The organism is Cytobacillus sp. Bva_UNVM-123 (genome assembly GCF_046351715.2).
GTDB lineage: Bacteria > Bacillota > Bacilli > Bacillales > Cytobacillaceae > Cytobacillus.
The window spans coordinates 4185519-4201565 of record NZ_CM177772.1 but is presented as its reverse complement, the minus strand read 5'-3'; the positions used below and the strand labels follow the sequence as shown (position 1 = coordinate 4201565).

General features: G+C 37.9%; 18 protein-coding genes. 13 read left to right on the top strand and 5 right to left on the bottom strand.

Annotation, left to right across the window (positions count from 1 at the left end; all coding sequences use genetic code 11):
- The first annotated feature begins 187 nt into the window (after positions 1 to 187).
- The 4 genes from KDN24_RS21580 to KDN24_RS21565 all read left to right on the top strand — a co-directional run bounded on the left by KDN24_RS21580 (position 188) and on the right by KDN24_RS21565 (position 3475).
- Positions 188 to 1495 carry an EAL domain-containing protein gene (locus KDN24_RS21580; RefSeq protein ID WP_409974177.1) on the top strand — a complete coding sequence of 436 codons (1308 nt, stop codon included), beginning with the start codon at positions 188 to 190 and terminating at the stop codon, positions 1493 to 1495.
- Positions 1496 to 1509: 14 nt separating this feature from the next.
- Positions 1510 to 1947: a DUF86 domain-containing protein gene (locus KDN24_RS21575; protein ID WP_409974178.1), complete on the top strand. Its 438-nt coding sequence runs from the start codon at positions 1510 to 1512 to the stop codon at positions 1945 to 1947.
- 89 nt (positions 1948 to 2036) lie between these two features.
- The gene (locus KDN24_RS21570) at positions 2037 to 2663 is read left to right on the top strand and encodes a helix-turn-helix transcriptional regulator (protein ID WP_409974179.1); all 627 of its coding nucleotides are present in this window, start codon (positions 2037 to 2039) and stop codon (positions 2661 to 2663) included.
- A gap of 47 nt (positions 2664 to 2710) precedes the next feature.
- Positions 2711 to 3475 (top strand): TIGR01457 family HAD-type hydrolase, encoded by a 765-nt coding sequence (locus KDN24_RS21565; RefSeq protein ID WP_409974180.1) that lies wholly within the window; start codon positions 2711 to 2713, stop codon positions 3473 to 3475.
- A gap of 194 nt (positions 3476 to 3669) precedes the next feature.
- Here the strand turns inward: KDN24_RS21565 and KDN24_RS21560 are convergent, their stop codons facing one another.
- Entirely contained in the window at positions 3670 to 4167 is a 498-nt protein-coding gene (locus KDN24_RS21560) for a phosphatidylglycerophosphatase A family protein (protein ID WP_409974181.1), read from the bottom strand.
- Between the two features lie 202 nt (positions 4168 to 4369).
- Here KDN24_RS21560 and yutH point away from each other — a divergent pair, with 202 nt between their 5' ends.
- The 4 genes from yutH (at position 4370) to thrB (ending at position 8749) form a co-directional block, all read left to right on the top strand.
- Positions 4370 to 5377 (top strand): spore coat putative kinase YutH, encoded by a 1008-nt coding sequence (gene yutH / locus KDN24_RS21555; RefSeq protein ID WP_409974182.1) that lies wholly within the window; start codon positions 4370 to 4372, stop codon positions 5375 to 5377.
- 89 nt (positions 5378 to 5466) lie between these two features.
- Positions 5467 to 6765 (top strand): homoserine dehydrogenase, encoded by a 1299-nt coding sequence (locus KDN24_RS21550; RefSeq protein WP_409974183.1) that lies wholly within the window; start codon positions 5467 to 5469, stop codon positions 6763 to 6765.
- Positions 6762 to 7823: a threonine synthase gene (thrC, locus tag KDN24_RS21545; protein ID WP_409974184.1), complete on the top strand. Its 1062-nt coding sequence runs from the start codon at positions 6762 to 6764 to the stop codon at positions 7821 to 7823. The genes KDN24_RS21550 and thrC overlap by 4 nt, the downstream gene beginning before the upstream one ends.
- The gene (gene thrB / locus KDN24_RS21540; RefSeq protein ID WP_409974185.1) at positions 7820 to 8749 is read left to right on the top strand and encodes a homoserine kinase; all 930 of its coding nucleotides are present in this window, start codon (positions 7820 to 7822) and stop codon (positions 8747 to 8749) included. Before thrC ends, thrB begins: the two co-directional genes overlap by 4 nt.
- Positions 8750 to 8792: 43 nt before the next feature.
- Here the strand turns inward: thrB and KDN24_RS21535 are convergent, their stop codons facing one another.
- Positions 8793 to 9026, bottom strand: coding sequence for a NifU family protein (locus KDN24_RS21535; RefSeq protein ID WP_525931254.1), 234 nt, complete (start codon positions 9024 to 9026; stop codon positions 8793 to 8795).
- 174 nt (positions 9027 to 9200) lie between these two features.
- Here KDN24_RS21535 and KDN24_RS21530 point away from each other — a divergent pair, with 174 nt between their 5' ends.
- Positions 9201 to 9524, top strand: coding sequence for a YuzD family protein (locus tag KDN24_RS21530; RefSeq protein ID WP_409974186.1), 324 nt, complete (start codon positions 9201 to 9203; stop codon positions 9522 to 9524).
- Positions 9525 to 9600: 76 nt separating this feature from the next.
- On the opposite strand, the gene KDN24_RS21525 is transcribed toward KDN24_RS21530, so the two are convergent.
- Positions 9601 to 10668: an NAD(P)/FAD-dependent oxidoreductase gene (locus tag KDN24_RS21525; protein ID WP_409974187.1), complete on the bottom strand. Its 1068-nt coding sequence runs from the start codon at positions 10666 to 10668 to the stop codon at positions 9601 to 9603.
- 419 nt (positions 10669 to 11087) lie between these two features.
- On the opposite strand from KDN24_RS21525, the gene KDN24_RS21520 reads away from it, so the two are divergent.
- Positions 11088 to 11327, top strand: a complete 240-nt coding sequence (locus KDN24_RS21520) for a YuzB family protein (protein WP_409974188.1) — start codon at positions 11088 to 11090, stop codon at positions 11325 to 11327.
- A gap of 67 nt (positions 11328 to 11394) precedes the next feature.
- Here KDN24_RS21520 and KDN24_RS21515 read toward each other — a convergent pair whose 3' ends face one another.
- A complete protein-coding gene (locus tag KDN24_RS21515) occupies positions 11395 to 12093 on the bottom strand; it encodes a DUF2225 domain-containing protein (RefSeq protein WP_409974189.1) in 699 nt (232 codons plus the stop codon).
- Positions 12094 to 12378: 285 nt separating this feature from the next.
- Here KDN24_RS21515 and KDN24_RS21510 point away from each other — a divergent pair, with 285 nt between their 5' ends.
- Entirely contained in the window at positions 12379 to 12741 is a 363-nt protein-coding gene (locus KDN24_RS21510; RefSeq protein ID WP_409974190.1) for a HesB/IscA family protein, read from the top strand.
- 100 nt (positions 12742 to 12841) lie between these two features.
- Here the strand turns inward: KDN24_RS21510 and KDN24_RS21505 are convergent, their stop codons facing one another.
- The gene (locus tag KDN24_RS21505) at positions 12842 to 13837 is read right to left on the bottom strand and encodes an NAD(P)/FAD-dependent oxidoreductase (protein WP_409974191.1); all 996 of its coding nucleotides are present in this window, start codon (positions 13835 to 13837) and stop codon (positions 12842 to 12844) included.
- Positions 13838 to 14197: 360 nt separating this feature from the next.
- Between KDN24_RS21505 and KDN24_RS21500 the strand changes: the two genes are divergently transcribed.
- Together KDN24_RS21500 and KDN24_RS21495 are read left to right on the top strand one after the other, a co-directional pair.
- Positions 14198 to 15415 (top strand): NAD(P)/FAD-dependent oxidoreductase, encoded by a 1218-nt coding sequence (locus KDN24_RS21500; protein WP_409974192.1) that lies wholly within the window; start codon positions 14198 to 14200, stop codon positions 15413 to 15415.
- A 117-nt stretch (positions 15416 to 15532) separates the two neighbouring features.
- Positions 15533 to 15856, top strand: a complete 324-nt coding sequence (locus tag KDN24_RS21495) for a YuiB family protein (protein ID WP_409974193.1) — start codon at positions 15533 to 15535, stop codon at positions 15854 to 15856.
- Positions 15857 to 16047 lie beyond the last annotated feature (191 nt).

Here is a 16047-nt window from a genome sequence, read left to right as displayed (position 1 = left end):
ATACCCCTTTTATTAAAATTAACAGATATACATATTCTAGTTTACCAAAGTCAATGACAGATCTCATATGATCTTTCACTTTTCGGATAGAAATTATATGATAAATATTTCTAGTCGAGGTAAATTTCATCATATTTATGATAAAATAATTGATATATTTCATATGCACCTGAGAGGAAGGAATCATATGCCCCATCGAAGCAAGAAGTCGTTTTCTAGCTTTCGCAATTGGTTAAAGATGTTCTTGCCAACTGAAAAGCTGCGTTTTTATCCACCGCAATTTGTCCTTCGCGATCCGATTGCGAAAGGCGTAAAAACTGCATTTGCAAGTGGAAATGAAGTGGCTGTTACGGTATTTAATATAAAGAATTTACATGAACTACTTGAACAGCTGGGAACTAGAGGATACGCCCAATATATTGCTTCTTTAAAGAAAACCTTCCGATCGGTTATTAAACAGGAAGTTGGAGAAGATGATATCATCGCACTTCATGATCATTCAAGTGATGGGTTGACATTTTTAAAAAAGGTTGATCATCGCCGTCATAGTGTGACAGATATAGATAAAAAAATGAAGAAAATTGCCAGGGAAGCGGAGAAAAGTCTTCACGCTGAAATGCCACATGTGCGACCCATTTTTGATACAGGCTACATGTTTATTGAGAAGAGACAATATTCGATTCAAGAAGCGATATTAAAAGCACAGCAGCAAGCATTAGCCATGGCGGAAAAGCGAGTACAGTCCGAATTTAATGAAATGCTATATGCCGTTAGCAAAATTGTTGCCCAGAAAGATATTTGCATGCTTGCCCAGCCGATCATTGATGTAGCTACGAATGAGGTTAGAGCATGGGAAATGCTTACGAGAGGACCAAAGGGGACCGTTTTTGAAAGTCCGTTGCACTTATTTTCGGTTGCAAGACAAACGGGGAAATTATATGAACTAGAGCTGATCGTATTAGAAAAAACGCTTCAACAAATTATAAATACGGGCTGTACACAAGATATTTTTATTAACTTCACTCCGATTACGTTAGGGCATGAACGTTTTCTTAGAGATGTAAAAAAGCTGCTTGCCGATTATAAAAATATCCCTCCAAGACAAATAACCCTAGAAGTGACTGAACGTGATTCAATTGAAGGAATGGAAAACTTCCTATACAATATAAAGGTACTAAGAACAATGGGCTTTCGAATTGCGGTCGATGATACTGGTGCAGGCTATGCAAGCTTACATTCGATCAGTGAAATAATGCCTGATATTATTAAAATCGATCGCTCAGTCATTCAAGATATTGATAAAAATTCTGTAAAAGAATCAATGTTAAAGGGCTTGCTTTTAGTAGCGAGAGAGGCAGGGTCTTTAGTTGTTGCAGAAGGAATTGAGAATAAAGACGAAGCATCAGTCCTTTCGAGAAACAGAGTGGACTTAGCACAAGGATATTATTATGCTCGTCCTAAAGCATTGCAAAAAGGGTTGAAATTAGTCGAGTAAGAAAGGTGAGGGATATGTATTTCGTTGATAGAGAAAAAATTGAAACGATTCTCCAATATTTGGAGCGTAAATTTTCCCTATTTGAAGAAATAACGGATTGGGATTCTGCGGTCGGAAAAGCTGCATTAGAGCGGACATGCCATATCATTATTGAAGCGATTCTTGATGTTGGCAATGCGATGATTGATGGATTTATTATGCGAGATCCAGGTAGTTATGAAGATATCGTTGACATTCTTGAAGATGAAAAGGTAATTGATCTTGCCTTAAGCAAGAGCTGTAAGGCCCTTATTATATATCGAAAAATGCTCGTACAAATGTATACTGAAATCAATCATTCCGAAGTTCATGCAGCCTTTGATGAACATCTATCGACGATGAAACAGTTCCCTGAGAAGGTTAGAGCTTATTTAATGAACGAGCTAGGCCCTGTTACAGCATTTCGCAATTAAAGCACTCATGTGAACGTATTTGAAAAATGAGTTTAAAGCAGCGTTTTTATTATGAACCTTGCAGATCTGAAGAAGGGATGGTGAGTTTCGTGCTTGTGCATCCAAAATCAACAAAAGCTCAAATCATCAGCTTATTAAAGACGTCGGAAGGTCTATCGATTACAGAAATTGCGGCTGAATTAAACATAACTGATATGGCAGTAAGACGTCATATTCATTCGCTTGAGCTCGATAATCTTATTACTTCGGTTACGAACCGACAAACAAAAGGCCGTCCATCAAAGCTTTATCAGCTTTCTAAAGAAGGAGAAGAGCTTTTTCCTAAAAAGTATAAGCAATTAAGCATCGAAATTTTACAGGAATTGAAGGCGGTTGGTCAGGAATCATTAATTAATGACTTGTTTCTAAAACGAAAAAAGCGACTTGTTGAGAAATATGAATTTGAGACAGCGGGAAAATCGTTTAATGAAAAGTTGGAAGTGCTGAAAAGTATTCAAGAGGCTGAAGGATTTATGCCCGAAATTACGGTCGAAAACGGTGTCGTCCATTTCAGGGAATACAATTGTCCTTATGTTGAAACTGCGAAGGAATTCGGACAAATTTGTGCGTCAGAGAAGGAGTTTCTAAAAGAACTGCTTCAAACAGACACGGTAAAGATTCAATCATGCATGGCTTCAGGTAGCAGCTGTTGTCATTATGTTATTAGTCCATACTAAGGCACTTACAGTTCATTAAACTGTGTGAAAATAATGGAGTGGTTTGCTTGAAAAAATATAAAGGCTACTTAATTGACCTTGATGGAACAATGTATCGTGGAACAGAAGTGATTAAAGAAGCGGCTCGTTTTGTGAAAAGGCTGAATGAATTAAGTTTGCCTTATCTTTTTGTGACGAATAATTCTTCGCGAACACCTGCACAAGTAGCAGAAAAGCTACGGCAGTTTTCAATTCCTGCAGAAGAAGATCAAATATTCACAACAAGTATGGCAACAGCGAATTACATGTTTGAACAGAAGCAAGCCGCTTCTGTATTTGTGATTGGTGAGGAAGGCATTACATCAGCATTAGCCGAAAAGGGGTTCACGTTTTCTGCAGAGCATGCTGACTATGTTGTCGTCGGGATCGACCGCGAAATAAGCTATGAGAAGCTTGCCACGGCCTGCTTAGCTGTCAGAAATGGAGCGATCTTTATTTCTACGAACGGAGATATAGCAATCCCTACAGAGCGAGGCCTACTTCCGGGTAATGGATCGCTAACGTCGGTCATTACCGTTTCAACAAATACGAAGCCGATTTTTATCGGAAAGCCAGAATCGATTATCGTTGAACAAGCATTACAAGTACTAGGTACGAATAAAGCTGAAACGATTATGGTCGGAGATAATTATGATACTGATATTCTCGCAGGAATGAATGCCGGAATGGATACTCTACTTGTTCATACGGGTGTGACAACGAAGGAGCTATTAAAAGGCTATGCGAATAAGCCTACCTATGTCGTTGATACACTTGATGAATGGGAATTTTAACATTATATTAGGCTGTTTTCGTAAAGCAAGTACCCGCAGCGGAAATCAACGGGCAAAATTTGAAGGCAAAAACAACAATATATGTGAAAAGAGACCTACATTAAAAGTAAGCTATGTTTTGATTCATTAAGAGGGGGCAGTCTGAATATTATTTCTTCAGGCTGCCCCATTTTATTATCATTAATATCTTTTCCTCACAGTGCTCCTTCTGCTCGATGGGCTAGACGGCTGGAAGCAGCAGCGGCAATCGCTCCAACGATATCATCTAGAAACGTATGACATTTACCAGAAGATTTATCATTTAAATCCTTTAAAATACCAGGCTTTAACTTATCAATATAGCCAAAGTTTGTAAAACCGATTGAACCATAAACATTGACAATCGACAAGGCTAACACTTCGTCAACCCCATATAGTCCTTCATCTGTTTCAATAATATTTTGCAACGGTTCTAATAATTTCTTTTCCTCTGCCAAAATATCAAGCTGAATGCCAGTAATGACAGCGTTTTGTACTTCTCTTTTTGAAAGGACCCGTTCAACATTCGCCAGGCAATCATCCATTTTTAAATTTTGATGATATTTTTCTTGGAGAAAGAATACTAATTCTGCAATATCTTGAACTTCAACACCACGAACTTTTAACCATTTTCGAGCTGTTTGTTCAAGTAAACTTTGTTTTCCTTCATTCATCTGCTCCACCTATTTCCTGTATTTTTCATTATTATAAAGGGTTATTTACAAATGTTGCTTGTCTGTATTCATCATATCTTATCATATAACTTTGTTCGGTAAAAGTTTCCTACTTAAAAAGCCATCATGAAGAACTAACACAAGTTTTGCATGCCTCACTCATATATATTTCCTAAGGACTTATAAGAAAAGGGGCAAGAAAATGGTACGAAATCTTTTGGAACATCAATATGGAATACAAATAGATGAGGAGCTAAAGATTGGAAAGTATCAGGCGTGTCGCAAGCAAGGCCAATTATTCCTCCTCATCCAAACAGATGGAATGGAAGAAGAGGCAGTCACAGAATTGGAAATGCTTGCCGAACATCTTGTGAGAAACGGTGAAAAGTTTTGCAGTACTTTTTTAAAAACAAAAGCGGGCAAGGCTATTTGCGAATGGAAAAATGGGAAATATTGCGTATTGCATAATAACCAAGTGCAGAATCGCAAATTAACAAGCTTAGGTAGAAAACTGGCTAAATTCCATTATCGTGGTAGAACAGTAAATTTTTCCGTTAATAAAACGAGTAGAATTGGCCAGTGGAAGCAGCTATGGGAGTCGAGATTAGATCAAATGGAAAAGGTTTGGAATGAAATGCTCTTCAAACAGCCGGATTATGAGTTTGAACGGATGTTTTTAGAATCTTTTCCTTATTACCGAGGGATAGCGGAAAATGCTATTCAATATATTGTTGATACCGAGCTTGATGATGAGCCTTCCATGATAGATAGCGGCACAGTTTGTCATGAAAGATTTACGTCTACAGCATGGGGAAATTTATTTTTAGTAAAAAACCCATTCGACTGGGTGTTTGATCATTGCTCAAGAGACATCGCAGAATGGACGAGGGAAAAGTACTTCCATAATATTAAAACATACGAGCCAGAGCTGAAAAAATTTCTTTCAGATTACCAAAGCATCACACCATTATCTTCTTTCTCTTGGAGACTTTATTTTTCAAGGGTTTTATTTCCACTCCACTATATTAATACAATTGAAGCTTATTACCGTTCAAATTCAGAACAAGAAAAAAGATTTCTAGAAGAACGATTGCAAAAATTTCTGCATCAATCAGATGATTATGAACGGTTTTTAGGCAGATTTTTTGATTTTGCGGAAGTACCTGTCCATAAGTTGAACATTCCGACTCTCGATTGGTTGAAAAAATAAACTTGTAATATTAAGTAATCAGCACTATAATGTCTACTATATAAATACAAGTGTACTCGTAGAGAGAACAACGTGAGAGGGGTATAGAAGTGGAATCAATCTCCATCGGATTAATGGGCTTAGGAACAGTCGGTTCCGGAGTTGTCCAAATTATTAATAATCATCAAGATAAGCTTATGCATCAAGTAGGCTGTCCAGTAAAGATTAAAAAAATATTAGTAAAAAATTTAAATAAAGAACGTGTGGTTCAAGTTGCACCAGAATTGTTAACAACGGATGCTGATGACATCATTAATGACCCTGAAATTGATGTCATCATCGAAGTGATAGGCGGAATGGATAACACAAAAGCATATATTAAAAAAGCGCTGATGAATCGGAAAAATATCGTTACGGCAAATAAAGATTTAATGGCCTTACACGGCTCAGAACTGTTAACGATTGCTTCAGATAACGGCTGTGATTTATTTTATGAGGCAAGTGTAGGGGGAGGAATCCCTATTTTAAGAAGTCTTGTCGATGGATTAGCCTCTGATCGAATTACGAAAATGATGGGTATTGTGAATGGAACGACGAATTTCATTTTGACGAAGATGAGCAAGTATGGAAGTGCCTATGAAGATGTTTTAAAAGAAGCACAGGAGCTTGGTTATGCTGAAGCAGATCCAACTGCTGATGTGGAAGGGCTTGACGCTGCAAGGAAAATGACGATCCTTGCGACACTTGGATTTTCGATGAAAATCGATTTAGACGATGTGAAGGTAAAAGGAATAACTGAAATAACGGAAGAGGATTTGAAGTATGGAAAGCAGTTAGGCTATACGATGAAGCTTATCGGGATTGCTCATCGTGAAGGTGAGAGAGTTGAAGTAAGTGTACAGCCTACGCTATTGGCAGAATCACATCCACTTGCATCTGTTCAGGATGAGTTCAACGCTGTTTACGTTTACGGTGAAGCAGTAGGTGAGACGATGTTTTATGGACCTGGAGCGGGAAGCTTGCCAACAGCGACAGCGGTAGTATCAGACTTAGTTGCTGTCATGAAGAATATGCGTCTCGGTGTTAATGGAAAAAGTGCTGTAACACCTCAATATCCTAAACAACTGAAAAGACCATCTGAAAAGTACGCAAAATACTTCCTTAGATTGCATGTTCGTGATGAAATAGGTGTATTTGCGAATATGACCTCGATTTTCTCTGAGCATAATGTAAGCTTAGAAAAAATTCTGCAAATGCCATTGAAAAATAAAGGCTTAGCGGAAATTGTTTTAGTCACACACCAAGCATCTTTACAAGATTACGAGGACATTTTAATTAAACTTAGAGATTTACAGGCAGTAAAAATGATTAAAAGTTCATACCGGGTTGAGGGGAGCGTAAATGTATGAGGTGGGAAGGATTATTAAGAGCATACAAAGAGTTTTTACCAGTTAACGAGAATACTCCATTACTCACACTTAATGAAGGAAATACACCTTTAATTAGACTTGATAAGCTTTCAGATGAATGGGGAATAGACCTTTATGTCAAAACAGAAGGGGCAAACCCGACAGGCTCATTTAAAGATCGGGGTATGGTTATGGCGGTTGCGAAGGCGAAGGAGGAAGGCAGTGATACGGTAATCTGTGCTTCAACAGGGAATACATCTGCTGCCGCTGCCGCATATGCAGCTAGAGCGGGTCTTCGTTGTATCGTTGTGATTCCCGAAGGAAAAATTGCGATGGGAAAGCTTGCCCAAGCAGTTATGTATGGAGCAGAAATTATCTCGATTGAGGGAAATTTTGATGAAGCTTTAGCAATGGTGCGCAAAATTAGTGAGACAGAACCTATTACACTCGTAAACTCTGTTAATCCTTATCGTCTTGAAGGTCAGAAAACAGGAGCCTTTGAAATTTGTGACCAGTTAGGCGGAGCACCTGACATTCTTGCGCTCCCAGTTGGAAATGCCGGGAATATTAGCGCCTATTGGAAGGGATTTAAAGAATACAACGAAGTGAAGAAAACTGGACTTCCTAAAATGCACGGAGTGGAAGCTGAGGGAGCCGCAGCGATTGTTCATGGAAAGGTTTTTGATAACCCAGAAACAGTTGCAACTGCTATAAGAATCGGCAATCCTGCTAGCTGGCATTTAGCTACGAACGCAATTGAAGAATCAGGCGGCAAGATCGATGAAGTAAGTGATGAGGAAATTTTATGTATGTATCGGAAATTAGCATCTACTGAAGGAATATTTGCAGAGCCTGCTTCTTGTGCTTCATTAGCTGGTATTTACAAGCAGCTTCGCAATGGGGAAATACGAGATAAAACAAGAGTTGTTGCGATATTAACTGGAAATGGCTTGAAAGATCCGAATATTGCCATTGATTGTAGCCCAGTAAAGCCAATCGTTTTGCCAAATGATGAGGAAGCAGTTGCGAACCATATTAAGGGAGTTGTCCATGTATGAGCGAAGGAGAGATGCTCATCATTAAAGTTCCTGGAAGCTCTGCAAACTTAGGGCCCGGCTTTGATTCAATTGGGCTCTCTTTAAATGTTTATTTAACATTGGAAGTGGAGCGGAAAGAGCGGTGGGGAATTATCCCTTTATCAGAGGAACTAACTGTTTTTCCGAAGGATGAAACAAATTTTATTATTAAAATTGCACAAGAAACCGCAGCAAAATATAATCAAACCCTCCCATGCTGCATCATTCGTATGCAAAGTGATATTCCTCTTGCGAGAGGGCTTGGATCAAGTGCAGCAGCGATTGTTGCAGGGATTGAATTAGCGAATGCACTTTGTGATCTTTCATTGACAAACATAGAGAAATTAGAACTGGCGACAACAATTGAAGGGCACCCTGATAACGTAGGGGCAAGTCTTCTCGGAGGATTAGTTATTGGCTCTCAATTAGATGATCATGTCTATGCGGAAGCCATCCAAAATCTTGACTTAGACGCAGTTGTCGTCATCCCGAAAAAGGAACTATTAACGAAGGATTCCAGAGGTGTGCTCCCGAAAGAATTTCCGTATAAAAAAGCTGTACAAGCTGGGTCTATTGGCAATGTTCTTGTAGCCGCATTATTAAATAAGAACTATAAGCTCGCAGGAAAAATGATGAAGGCTGATCTTTATCATCATCCATATCGAAATGTACTCGTCCCACATATGGCAATTATTGAGGAAGAGGCCCCTAAGTTCGGAGCATTCGGAGTCGCCTTAAGTGGTGCAGGCCCAACAGTTCTTTGCTTAGCAGAAGCCGGTAAAGGACAAGCAATCATTGAAGGGTTACGCAATGTACTACCTGAAATGGATTATCGCTGTTTAAAAATCGATCAAGCTGGAAGCATTGTCTATACTTCTAAACAAAATGAAAAGCGAATGCTTTCATGAAAAAAGCGATGCCAGAGCGCATCGCTTTCATTCTTATTAAATATTAAAAAACTTGCTCCACTTCTACAACGCCAGGTACTTCTTCTAATAAAGCTCTTTCGATCCCAGCTTTTAACGTAATTGTAGAGCTTGGGCATGAGCCACATGCACCTAGTAGACGTAATTTAACAATCCCGTCCTCAACATCTACTAATTCACAGTCGCCTCCGTCTCGTAGAAGGAATGGGCGCAATTTATCTAGTACTTCTTGAACTTGCTCAAATATTTGTTCTGCCATTGTTATCTACTCCTTTCTTAATCCTTATTATAATCATAATGACTGCAAAAATCTATTTAAAGAAATGTAAATGAGCAAATCATAAGGTTAAGAATCTTTTTATATTGTAAAATAAGGTTAACGAATACGCTGAGGCGGATTTGCTAATTATCGCTTTGTGAAAGGGGAAAATCAATGAATCAAGTTATCGAAGTGACTGTATATGGAACGGCTCAGCTTTGTCCAAGCTGTGTAAATCTTCCTTCCTCAAAGGAAACGTATGAATGGCTACAAGCCGCTATTAGTAGAAAGTATCCAGCCCAGCCTTTTAACATTACTTATGTTGACATTCACAATCCGCCAGAAGATAATGACAAAAAAACCTTCGCTACTAGAGTCATTGAAGAGGATATGTTCTATCCAGTTGTTGTCATTGGAAATGAAATCGTCGGAGAAGGAAATCCGAAATTAAAGACGATTTATGCAGAAATGGAAAAGTACGGGTATAAAGCAGAATAATAAAAAGAAAAAGGTCTATCTTAAAAAATGTTTTTAAGACAGACCTTTTTTGAAGTAATCGACAGACAAGCAGTGATTATCCCCGATGGTATTTATACATCCATAAAATGCCGGATTTCAATAAGCGTGCGACCCGACCTGTAATGGCTCGGTCAGCGACAACACCAAATCCATGTTTTTTTCCTAAAGATCCAAGAACCCCTTTTAATTTAATTTGTGGCAAACTGTCAGGAAGTTCTTCCCCTTTCCAACGTTTCAATAGAATGTCGACAATTTGCTCAGCTTGACCTTCTGCCAGTTGTGCACTGGGTGCATGTGGCAAGCTTGCACAATCACCTACTACGTAAACATGTTCATCTGTTGGTAAATTATGATGTTTCGTTAGGATTACTCTGCCTTGTGAATCTTTTTCTACATCCAAATCCCGAACAATTTTATTTGGTTGAATTCCAGCAGTCCAAACTATCGCATCACATGGAATCGGTTCTTCATTGTTAAAAAGAAGCCCTTTTTCAACAGCTGTAATATTTGAGTGACTTACAATTTCAACTCCATGCGTTTCAAACCAGTTCTCGACATATAAGCCTAATCTTTTTGGAAAAGCTGATAATATATGACTTCCTCGATCAAACAGTTTAATCAGTAAATCAGGTCGACTTTCATGAAGTTCAGAAGCAATTTCTACGCCACTTAAACCAGCCCCCACGATCCCAACGACTGAACCTGGTGCTAAGTTGTTTAAAGCTTGATAGGTTGCTCTTGCTTTTTCAATCGTCTGAATGCTATACGTATACACATCTGCGCCCGGAACATTGTGAAATTTATCTTCACACCCTAAGCCGATGATCAGATCGTCATAAATGACAGGGTTTTCATTTTGGATGTGCACTTTTTTTTCGTCGAGTTCGATTCCAATAATCTCTCCATATTTAATTGTTAGATTTGGGTGCTCAGGATAGGAAACCCTTACATGTTGGTCAGAAATGGTTCCCGCTGCTAGAGCGTAATACTCTGTTTTTAAGCAATGATAAGGTACACGATCGATTAAAGTAATAGATACATCATCTGGGAGCTGATTTGGCAAAAGTCTAGCAAGGACTCTCATACCACCATAGCCTCCGCCGAGTATGACAAGATTTTTCATGCCTTTTTCCCCTTTATCACAAAATAACGTGTTGTAAGATAGGGTCTTAGCAACTCGTATAGGCCTGACACGGGTATGGCCCTAGTCAGGCGAGAAAGCAACAGGACTTAGCATTTGAGCGTGTTTAGCTCAGAAACCATTAGTAATTTCTAATAGAAGGTGCATTATGCCTGTTTTGAAAGTAATGTTACCAATATACTAATATTTACAACGTTAATCCCATAGAAAGTATAACTAAATTGTGACGAAATCTCAACACTTACTAGAAAAGAACTTGACAAATGATAAAAATATGCTATCTGAATATAGAAAATAATTCGACATAATCTTAAAGGAGATAGGAGTTGAATGTTGCAGATTTTGTGGAAAAGCGGTAGCATAACTATGGATAAGATTTTTGATTAGTGTGGTGAAAAGAAGTGATTAAGCCAATTATCGAGTTTTGTTCAAGCAATTTGGCGAGCGGCTCTCAAAAGGCATTCGAAATATTGGAAAAAGATTATGATTTAGATGTCATTGAATATGGTTGTCTTGGTTATTGTGGAAAATGTGCACAATCCCTATTTGCACTTGTGAATGGGGAGGTAGTAGCGGCTGAAACACCAGACGAGCTAGTAGAAAATATATATCAATATTTAGAAGATAATCCAATGTTTTAAATAAACCCTCTAAGGAATTTACTCTTCCTTAGAGGGCTATATAATTTCTCATTCACAATCTAGAATGTTATATTTCTTGCGCTGCCTTCTGAGCTTCACGAATTTCGTACCAACGTTCCCTCGCCATATCGATAATTCCTGATTCTGTTGAACGGCTCTGCTTCTCAATCACTTTAGAGAAAAACTTTACGGCTTGTTCCGTTTGCTCAGTTCGTCTTGAAAATTCGCCAATTAAATAAAGAATTTTTACTTCCGAAACTTGTGTACCCCGAAAATCATCTGCCATATATGAATCTAAATAAGATTTTGTTGCCAGCTTCATAAATCTTTGTTCTTGCTCTTCATTTTCTAGGCCTCGGTATAACCAAGCAAGTCTAACATAAATTCCAGCGATTGCAATATGTTTTTCTTTCTTTAAGGAACCACAATAAGCGGCTAGTTTAAGTGTTTTGATTGCATCTGCAATGGAACGCTTTTGACCAAATTCATGGGGAACCCACTGCTCACATACTTTTGAATGAATATCTTCGATAGAACCAGGTGGAAAATAAGGTGAAAAGTCGTTAGATGAAGAATAGCCACAATGTGGGCAGACATTCACATGATATAATATTGGATTTGCTTCTTCGGAGGAATAAGTTGGACAATAGTCTGTATCATAACTTGTCACCTTAATGAACTTTGAACGAAGCTTTTTGGTCGTAAAAGGCTGTTTGCATATATTGCATTCATATTTTCTATCAAAAGTAGGTTCAATTTGTGTCATTAAAGAACGCCTCCTAGGTGAAAAGATTTATAGTTCCATTTATCTATATCAAACATACTATAAGTATACTCTACAAAAGGATAAAAGCACTAAAAACTTCATCTCTTTTTCTATGTAGTTAATCAATGTTAAAAAATTGACGAATTTATAACAGGACTTTTTTATCATGTTTTATTCGGAAATATATGTCTTCGCCCAAATTCGATTAGTTGAGGAGACAGTCTTTTCTGTATATACTGTTAGTGAGGATGATGGTATAAGTCAGCTTATAAGGAGGGAAATAAGATGAATGAAGTAGTAATATTAACTGAAGCTGCAGCATTGCAAGTAAAGGAAATGATGAAAGCAAATGAAGAAGAAAATGCTTTATTGCGTGTTTCTGTAAAAGGCGGCGGCTGTAGTGGTTTATCATATGGAATGGGTTTTGCTTATGAAAAGGAAGAGAATGATAATGAGATTGAACAACATGGAATTCGAATTCTCGTTAGTAAAGAAGATGCACCGATTCTCCAAGGGACGAAGATTGATTATAAACAATCGATGATGGGCGGCGGCTTCACAATTGATAATCCGAATGCAATTGCATCATGTGGATGCGGCTCTTCTTTCCGTACAGCAACAGCAGCAGGAACACCTGAAGAGTGTTAATCAATTACCATTGAATCTCAATTTCATTGGATACGAAAAAAGAATGAGCTTATGAAAATATACAGAGGATAGCCGATCATTCCGGCTATCCTCTTCTTTATTAGCTAAACATTGAAGTACTGTGCAATGGTTGAACTTTTGCTTTCGGATCAATGTAAGACTTCGCATTATTAACAGCTGTTGGTGCTTCACCAAAGCCACATGCAATTAATTTTACTTTACCATCATATGTACAAATGTCTCCTGCAGCATAAATTCCAGGGATATTTGTTTCCATTTTTGAGTTCACGACAATGGAGTTCTTTTCAATATTAAAACCCCAATCTTTAATTGGGCCTAAAGATGAAACGAATCCATAGTTGCAAATAACAGCATCAACATCAATAATTGCTTTTTCTTTGTCTGTTGCGCCTTCAAGAACAACTTGGGTGATGCCGTTCTCTCCACCGATTAATTCAACAGGTACATAAGGTGTTTTAATATCTGCTTTTGAATTAAGTAAATTTTCAACACTATGCTCATGTGCGCGGAATTTATCACGGCGGTGAACAATGGTAACTTTTTCAGCAATTGGCTCAAGCATTAATGCCCAATCAACTGCTGAGTCTCCACCACCAAATACAACGACTTTTTGACCAGCAAATTTGTTTAAGTCATCAATAAAGTAATGGAGGTTTTTGCCCTCGTATTGGATAGCGCTTTCAAGCTCTAGACGACGAGGTTGAAAGGCACCGTTTCCTGCAGTTATAATAACTGTTTTTGTATAGTGAATTTCCTTGTTTGTCGTTAATTTAAAAATGCCATCCGCTTGTTTTTCAACTTTTTCAACGGATTGCTCAAGTGCAGTCGCAGGATCAAACTTAGCCATTTGCTCTTTTAAGTTATTAACTAACTCTTGAGCACGAACCTTTGGAAAACCAGCAACATCGTATATGTATTTTTCCGGATATAAAGCAGATAATTGACCACCGAGCTGTGGTAAGCTTTCAATAATTTTGACAGAAGCCTGTCTCATACCCCCATAGAAAGCGGTAAATAATCCAACCGGTCCTCCACCGATAATGGTTATATCATAAACCTTTTGATCTTCGTTCACGCCATATCCCCCCATAAAAAAAAATAGTGCAATTCCACTCTATATCATAACATAAAATAAAATAAAGCTCACTCTTTCCTAAAAAAGATTATGTGGAGAATAGTAATCATAAAGTTTAAATTTTCAAAACAAGTTTTCCCTGTTTTTTAGCTTGAAAAATCAAGAAGAAAAGAATAATATGTATTGTAGACATATGTTAAATTTTTGTGACAAATTTCTTAAATTTTTTTGACTTCTTTAGTGAATTTCATCACAAACTCTTTTCTTTATTTTATTATATAAAAATAAAAAGAGCTTGGCCTATTTAAGAATACGGTTTGCCGCATAAGAAAAACTCAAAAAAAGGTGGAAATGATACACATGGGAAAGCCAAAAATTGTTATTTTAGGAGCAGGTTATGGTGGATTAATGACAGCGACACGTTTACAAAAAGCTGTTGGGATGAATGAAGCCGACATTGTGCTTATTAATAAGAATGAATATCATTATGAAACTACTTGGTTGCATGAAGCTTCTGCTGGTACTTTGCATCATAATCGAGTTCGCTATGATATAAAAACTGTGATCGACCGTAACAAGGTTGAGTTTATTCAAGATACTGCCGTTGAAATTAAAACTGAAGAGAAAAAAGTCATTTTAGAAAATGGGGAAGTTGAATTCGATTATTTAGTTGTTGCCCTTGGTGGAGAATCAGAAACATTTGGCATTAAGGGGCTGAAAGAATACGCTTTCTCAATTGTAAACGTAAATGCAGCACGACAAATCCGTGAACATATCGAGTATCAATTTGCAACTTATAATACAGAAGCAGAGAGAAAAGACGAGCGTCTTACAATCGTTGTAGGTGGAGCTGGCTTTACGGGAATTGAATTCCTTGGTGAACTAGGTAATCGAATTCCAGAGCTTTGCCGTGAATATGATGTTGACTTCCAAAAAGTAAAAGTGATTTGTGTAGAAGCTGCTCCAATGGTTTTACCTGGATTTGATGCGGATCTAGTTGAATATGCGGTAGCACAGCTTGAGAAAAAAGGTGTTGAATTCCGTATTGGAACTGCGATTAAAGAATGTACACCTGACGGAATTATCGTTGGCAAGGGTGAAGAAGAGCTAGAGGAAATTAAAGCTGGAACGGTCGTTTGGGCTGCTGGCGTGCGTGGAAATTCAATTATAGAGAAATCTGGATTCGAATCCATGCGTGGGCGTGTGAAAGTTCAGCCTAATTTAAGAGCTCCTGGTCATGATAATATCTTTATTATTGGAGACTGTTCATTAATTATTAACGAAGAAATTAATCGTCCATTCCCACCTACAGCACAGATTGCGATGCAGCAAGGGGAAACATGTGCGAAAAACCTTGTTTCGTTAATTCGTAATCAAACTGAACTGGAAACGTTTACACCGGACATTAAAGGAACTGTTTGTTCACTTGGTGAAGATGATGCCATTGGCGTAGCATTCGGTAAGAAAATGGTCGGTTCTAAAGCGTCATTTATGAAAAAAATGGTCGATAATCGTGCGTTATTTATGATAGGCGGACCTTCACTTGTGATGAAAAAAGGAAAGTTTAATCTTCTATAAAATGTATTTCTATTATGCGGAAGTGCGTAAAATGCTTCCGCATTTCTTTTTTTAGTTGACTCCCCAATATCCATTCAGTACACTAAATATTGATGTGTTAAGGGGAGATGAGAACGGATGCCAATGACTATTTTCGTTTTGCCTATTTCCATGCTGCTTTTCTTCGTGTTATTTTTTGGAATAGGATTTATTTTAAATATGCTATTAAGAATGTCTTGGATTATGGCTATTATTTATCCAATTATTGCTATTTTAATTATTGATAAAGTGAGATTCATTGAATATTTTACGAATAGTAAAGAAGCTTTTTCCAGTCTCGGTTCGGAATTATCCCAATTGGCCACCGCTGATATACTCATTTTAAGCAGTGGGTTGGCTGGCGCAATTGTTGCTGGAATCACGATCAAAATTCTTCGTAAAAAAGGATATCAAATGTTTTAAAATCGGCTCCCTGCTTTTTAGCAGGGAGTTTTTTTGTGTAAGTGGATGAGGCGAAAAATGGGGTGCTACTATATTTGAAAGTGGCCGATATATTTGGAAAGAGGCCGATATGATCGGGAAAGCGGCCGATAAATCAGGAAAGCGGCCGATATAAACGGGAAAGCGGCCGATATATTTGGAAAGAGGCCGAT

Bases quoted from the DNA above. Each gene is read 5' to 3' on its own strand.
- KDN24_RS21580 (WP_409974177.1), top strand. From the start codon at position 188: ATGCCCCATCGAAGCAAGAAGTCGTTTTCTAGCTTTCGCAATTGGTTA.
- KDN24_RS21575 (WP_409974178.1), top strand. From the start codon at position 1,510: ATGTATTTCGTTGATAGAGAAAAAATTGAAACGATTCTCCAATATTTG.
- KDN24_RS21560 (WP_409974181.1), bottom strand. From the start codon at position 4,167: ATGAATGAAGGAAAACAAAGTTTACTTGAACAAACAGCTCGAAAATGG.
- yutH (WP_409974182.1), top strand. From the start codon at position 4,370: ATGGTACGAAATCTTTTGGAACATCAATATGGAATACAAATAGATGAG.
- thrC (WP_409974184.1), top strand. From the start codon at position 6,762: ATGAGGTGGGAAGGATTATTAAGAGCATACAAAGAGTTTTTACCAGTT.
- thrB (WP_409974185.1), top strand. From the start codon at position 7,820: ATGAGCGAAGGAGAGATGCTCATCATTAAAGTTCCTGGAAGCTCTGCA.
- KDN24_RS21535 (WP_525931254.1), bottom strand. From the start codon at position 9,026: ATGGCAGAACAAATATTTGAGCAAGTTCAAGAAGTACTAGATAAATTG.
- KDN24_RS21530 (WP_409974186.1), top strand. From the start codon at position 9,201: ATGAATCAAGTTATCGAAGTGACTGTATATGGAACGGCTCAGCTTTGT.
- KDN24_RS21525 (WP_409974187.1), bottom strand. From the start codon at position 10,668: ATGAAAAATCTTGTCATACTCGGCGGAGGCTATGGTGGTATGAGAGTC.
- KDN24_RS21515 (WP_409974189.1), bottom strand. From the start codon at position 12,093: ATGACACAAATTGAACCTACTTTTGATAGAAAATATGAATGCAATATA.
- KDN24_RS21510 (WP_409974190.1), top strand. From the start codon at position 12,379: ATGAATGAAGTAGTAATATTAACTGAAGCTGCAGCATTGCAAGTAAAG.
- KDN24_RS21500 (WP_409974192.1), top strand. From the start codon at position 14,198: ATGGGAAAGCCAAAAATTGTTATTTTAGGAGCAGGTTATGGTGGATTA.
- KDN24_RS21495 (WP_409974193.1), top strand. From the start codon at position 15,533: ATGCCAATGACTATTTTCGTTTTGCCTATTTCCATGCTGCTTTTCTTC.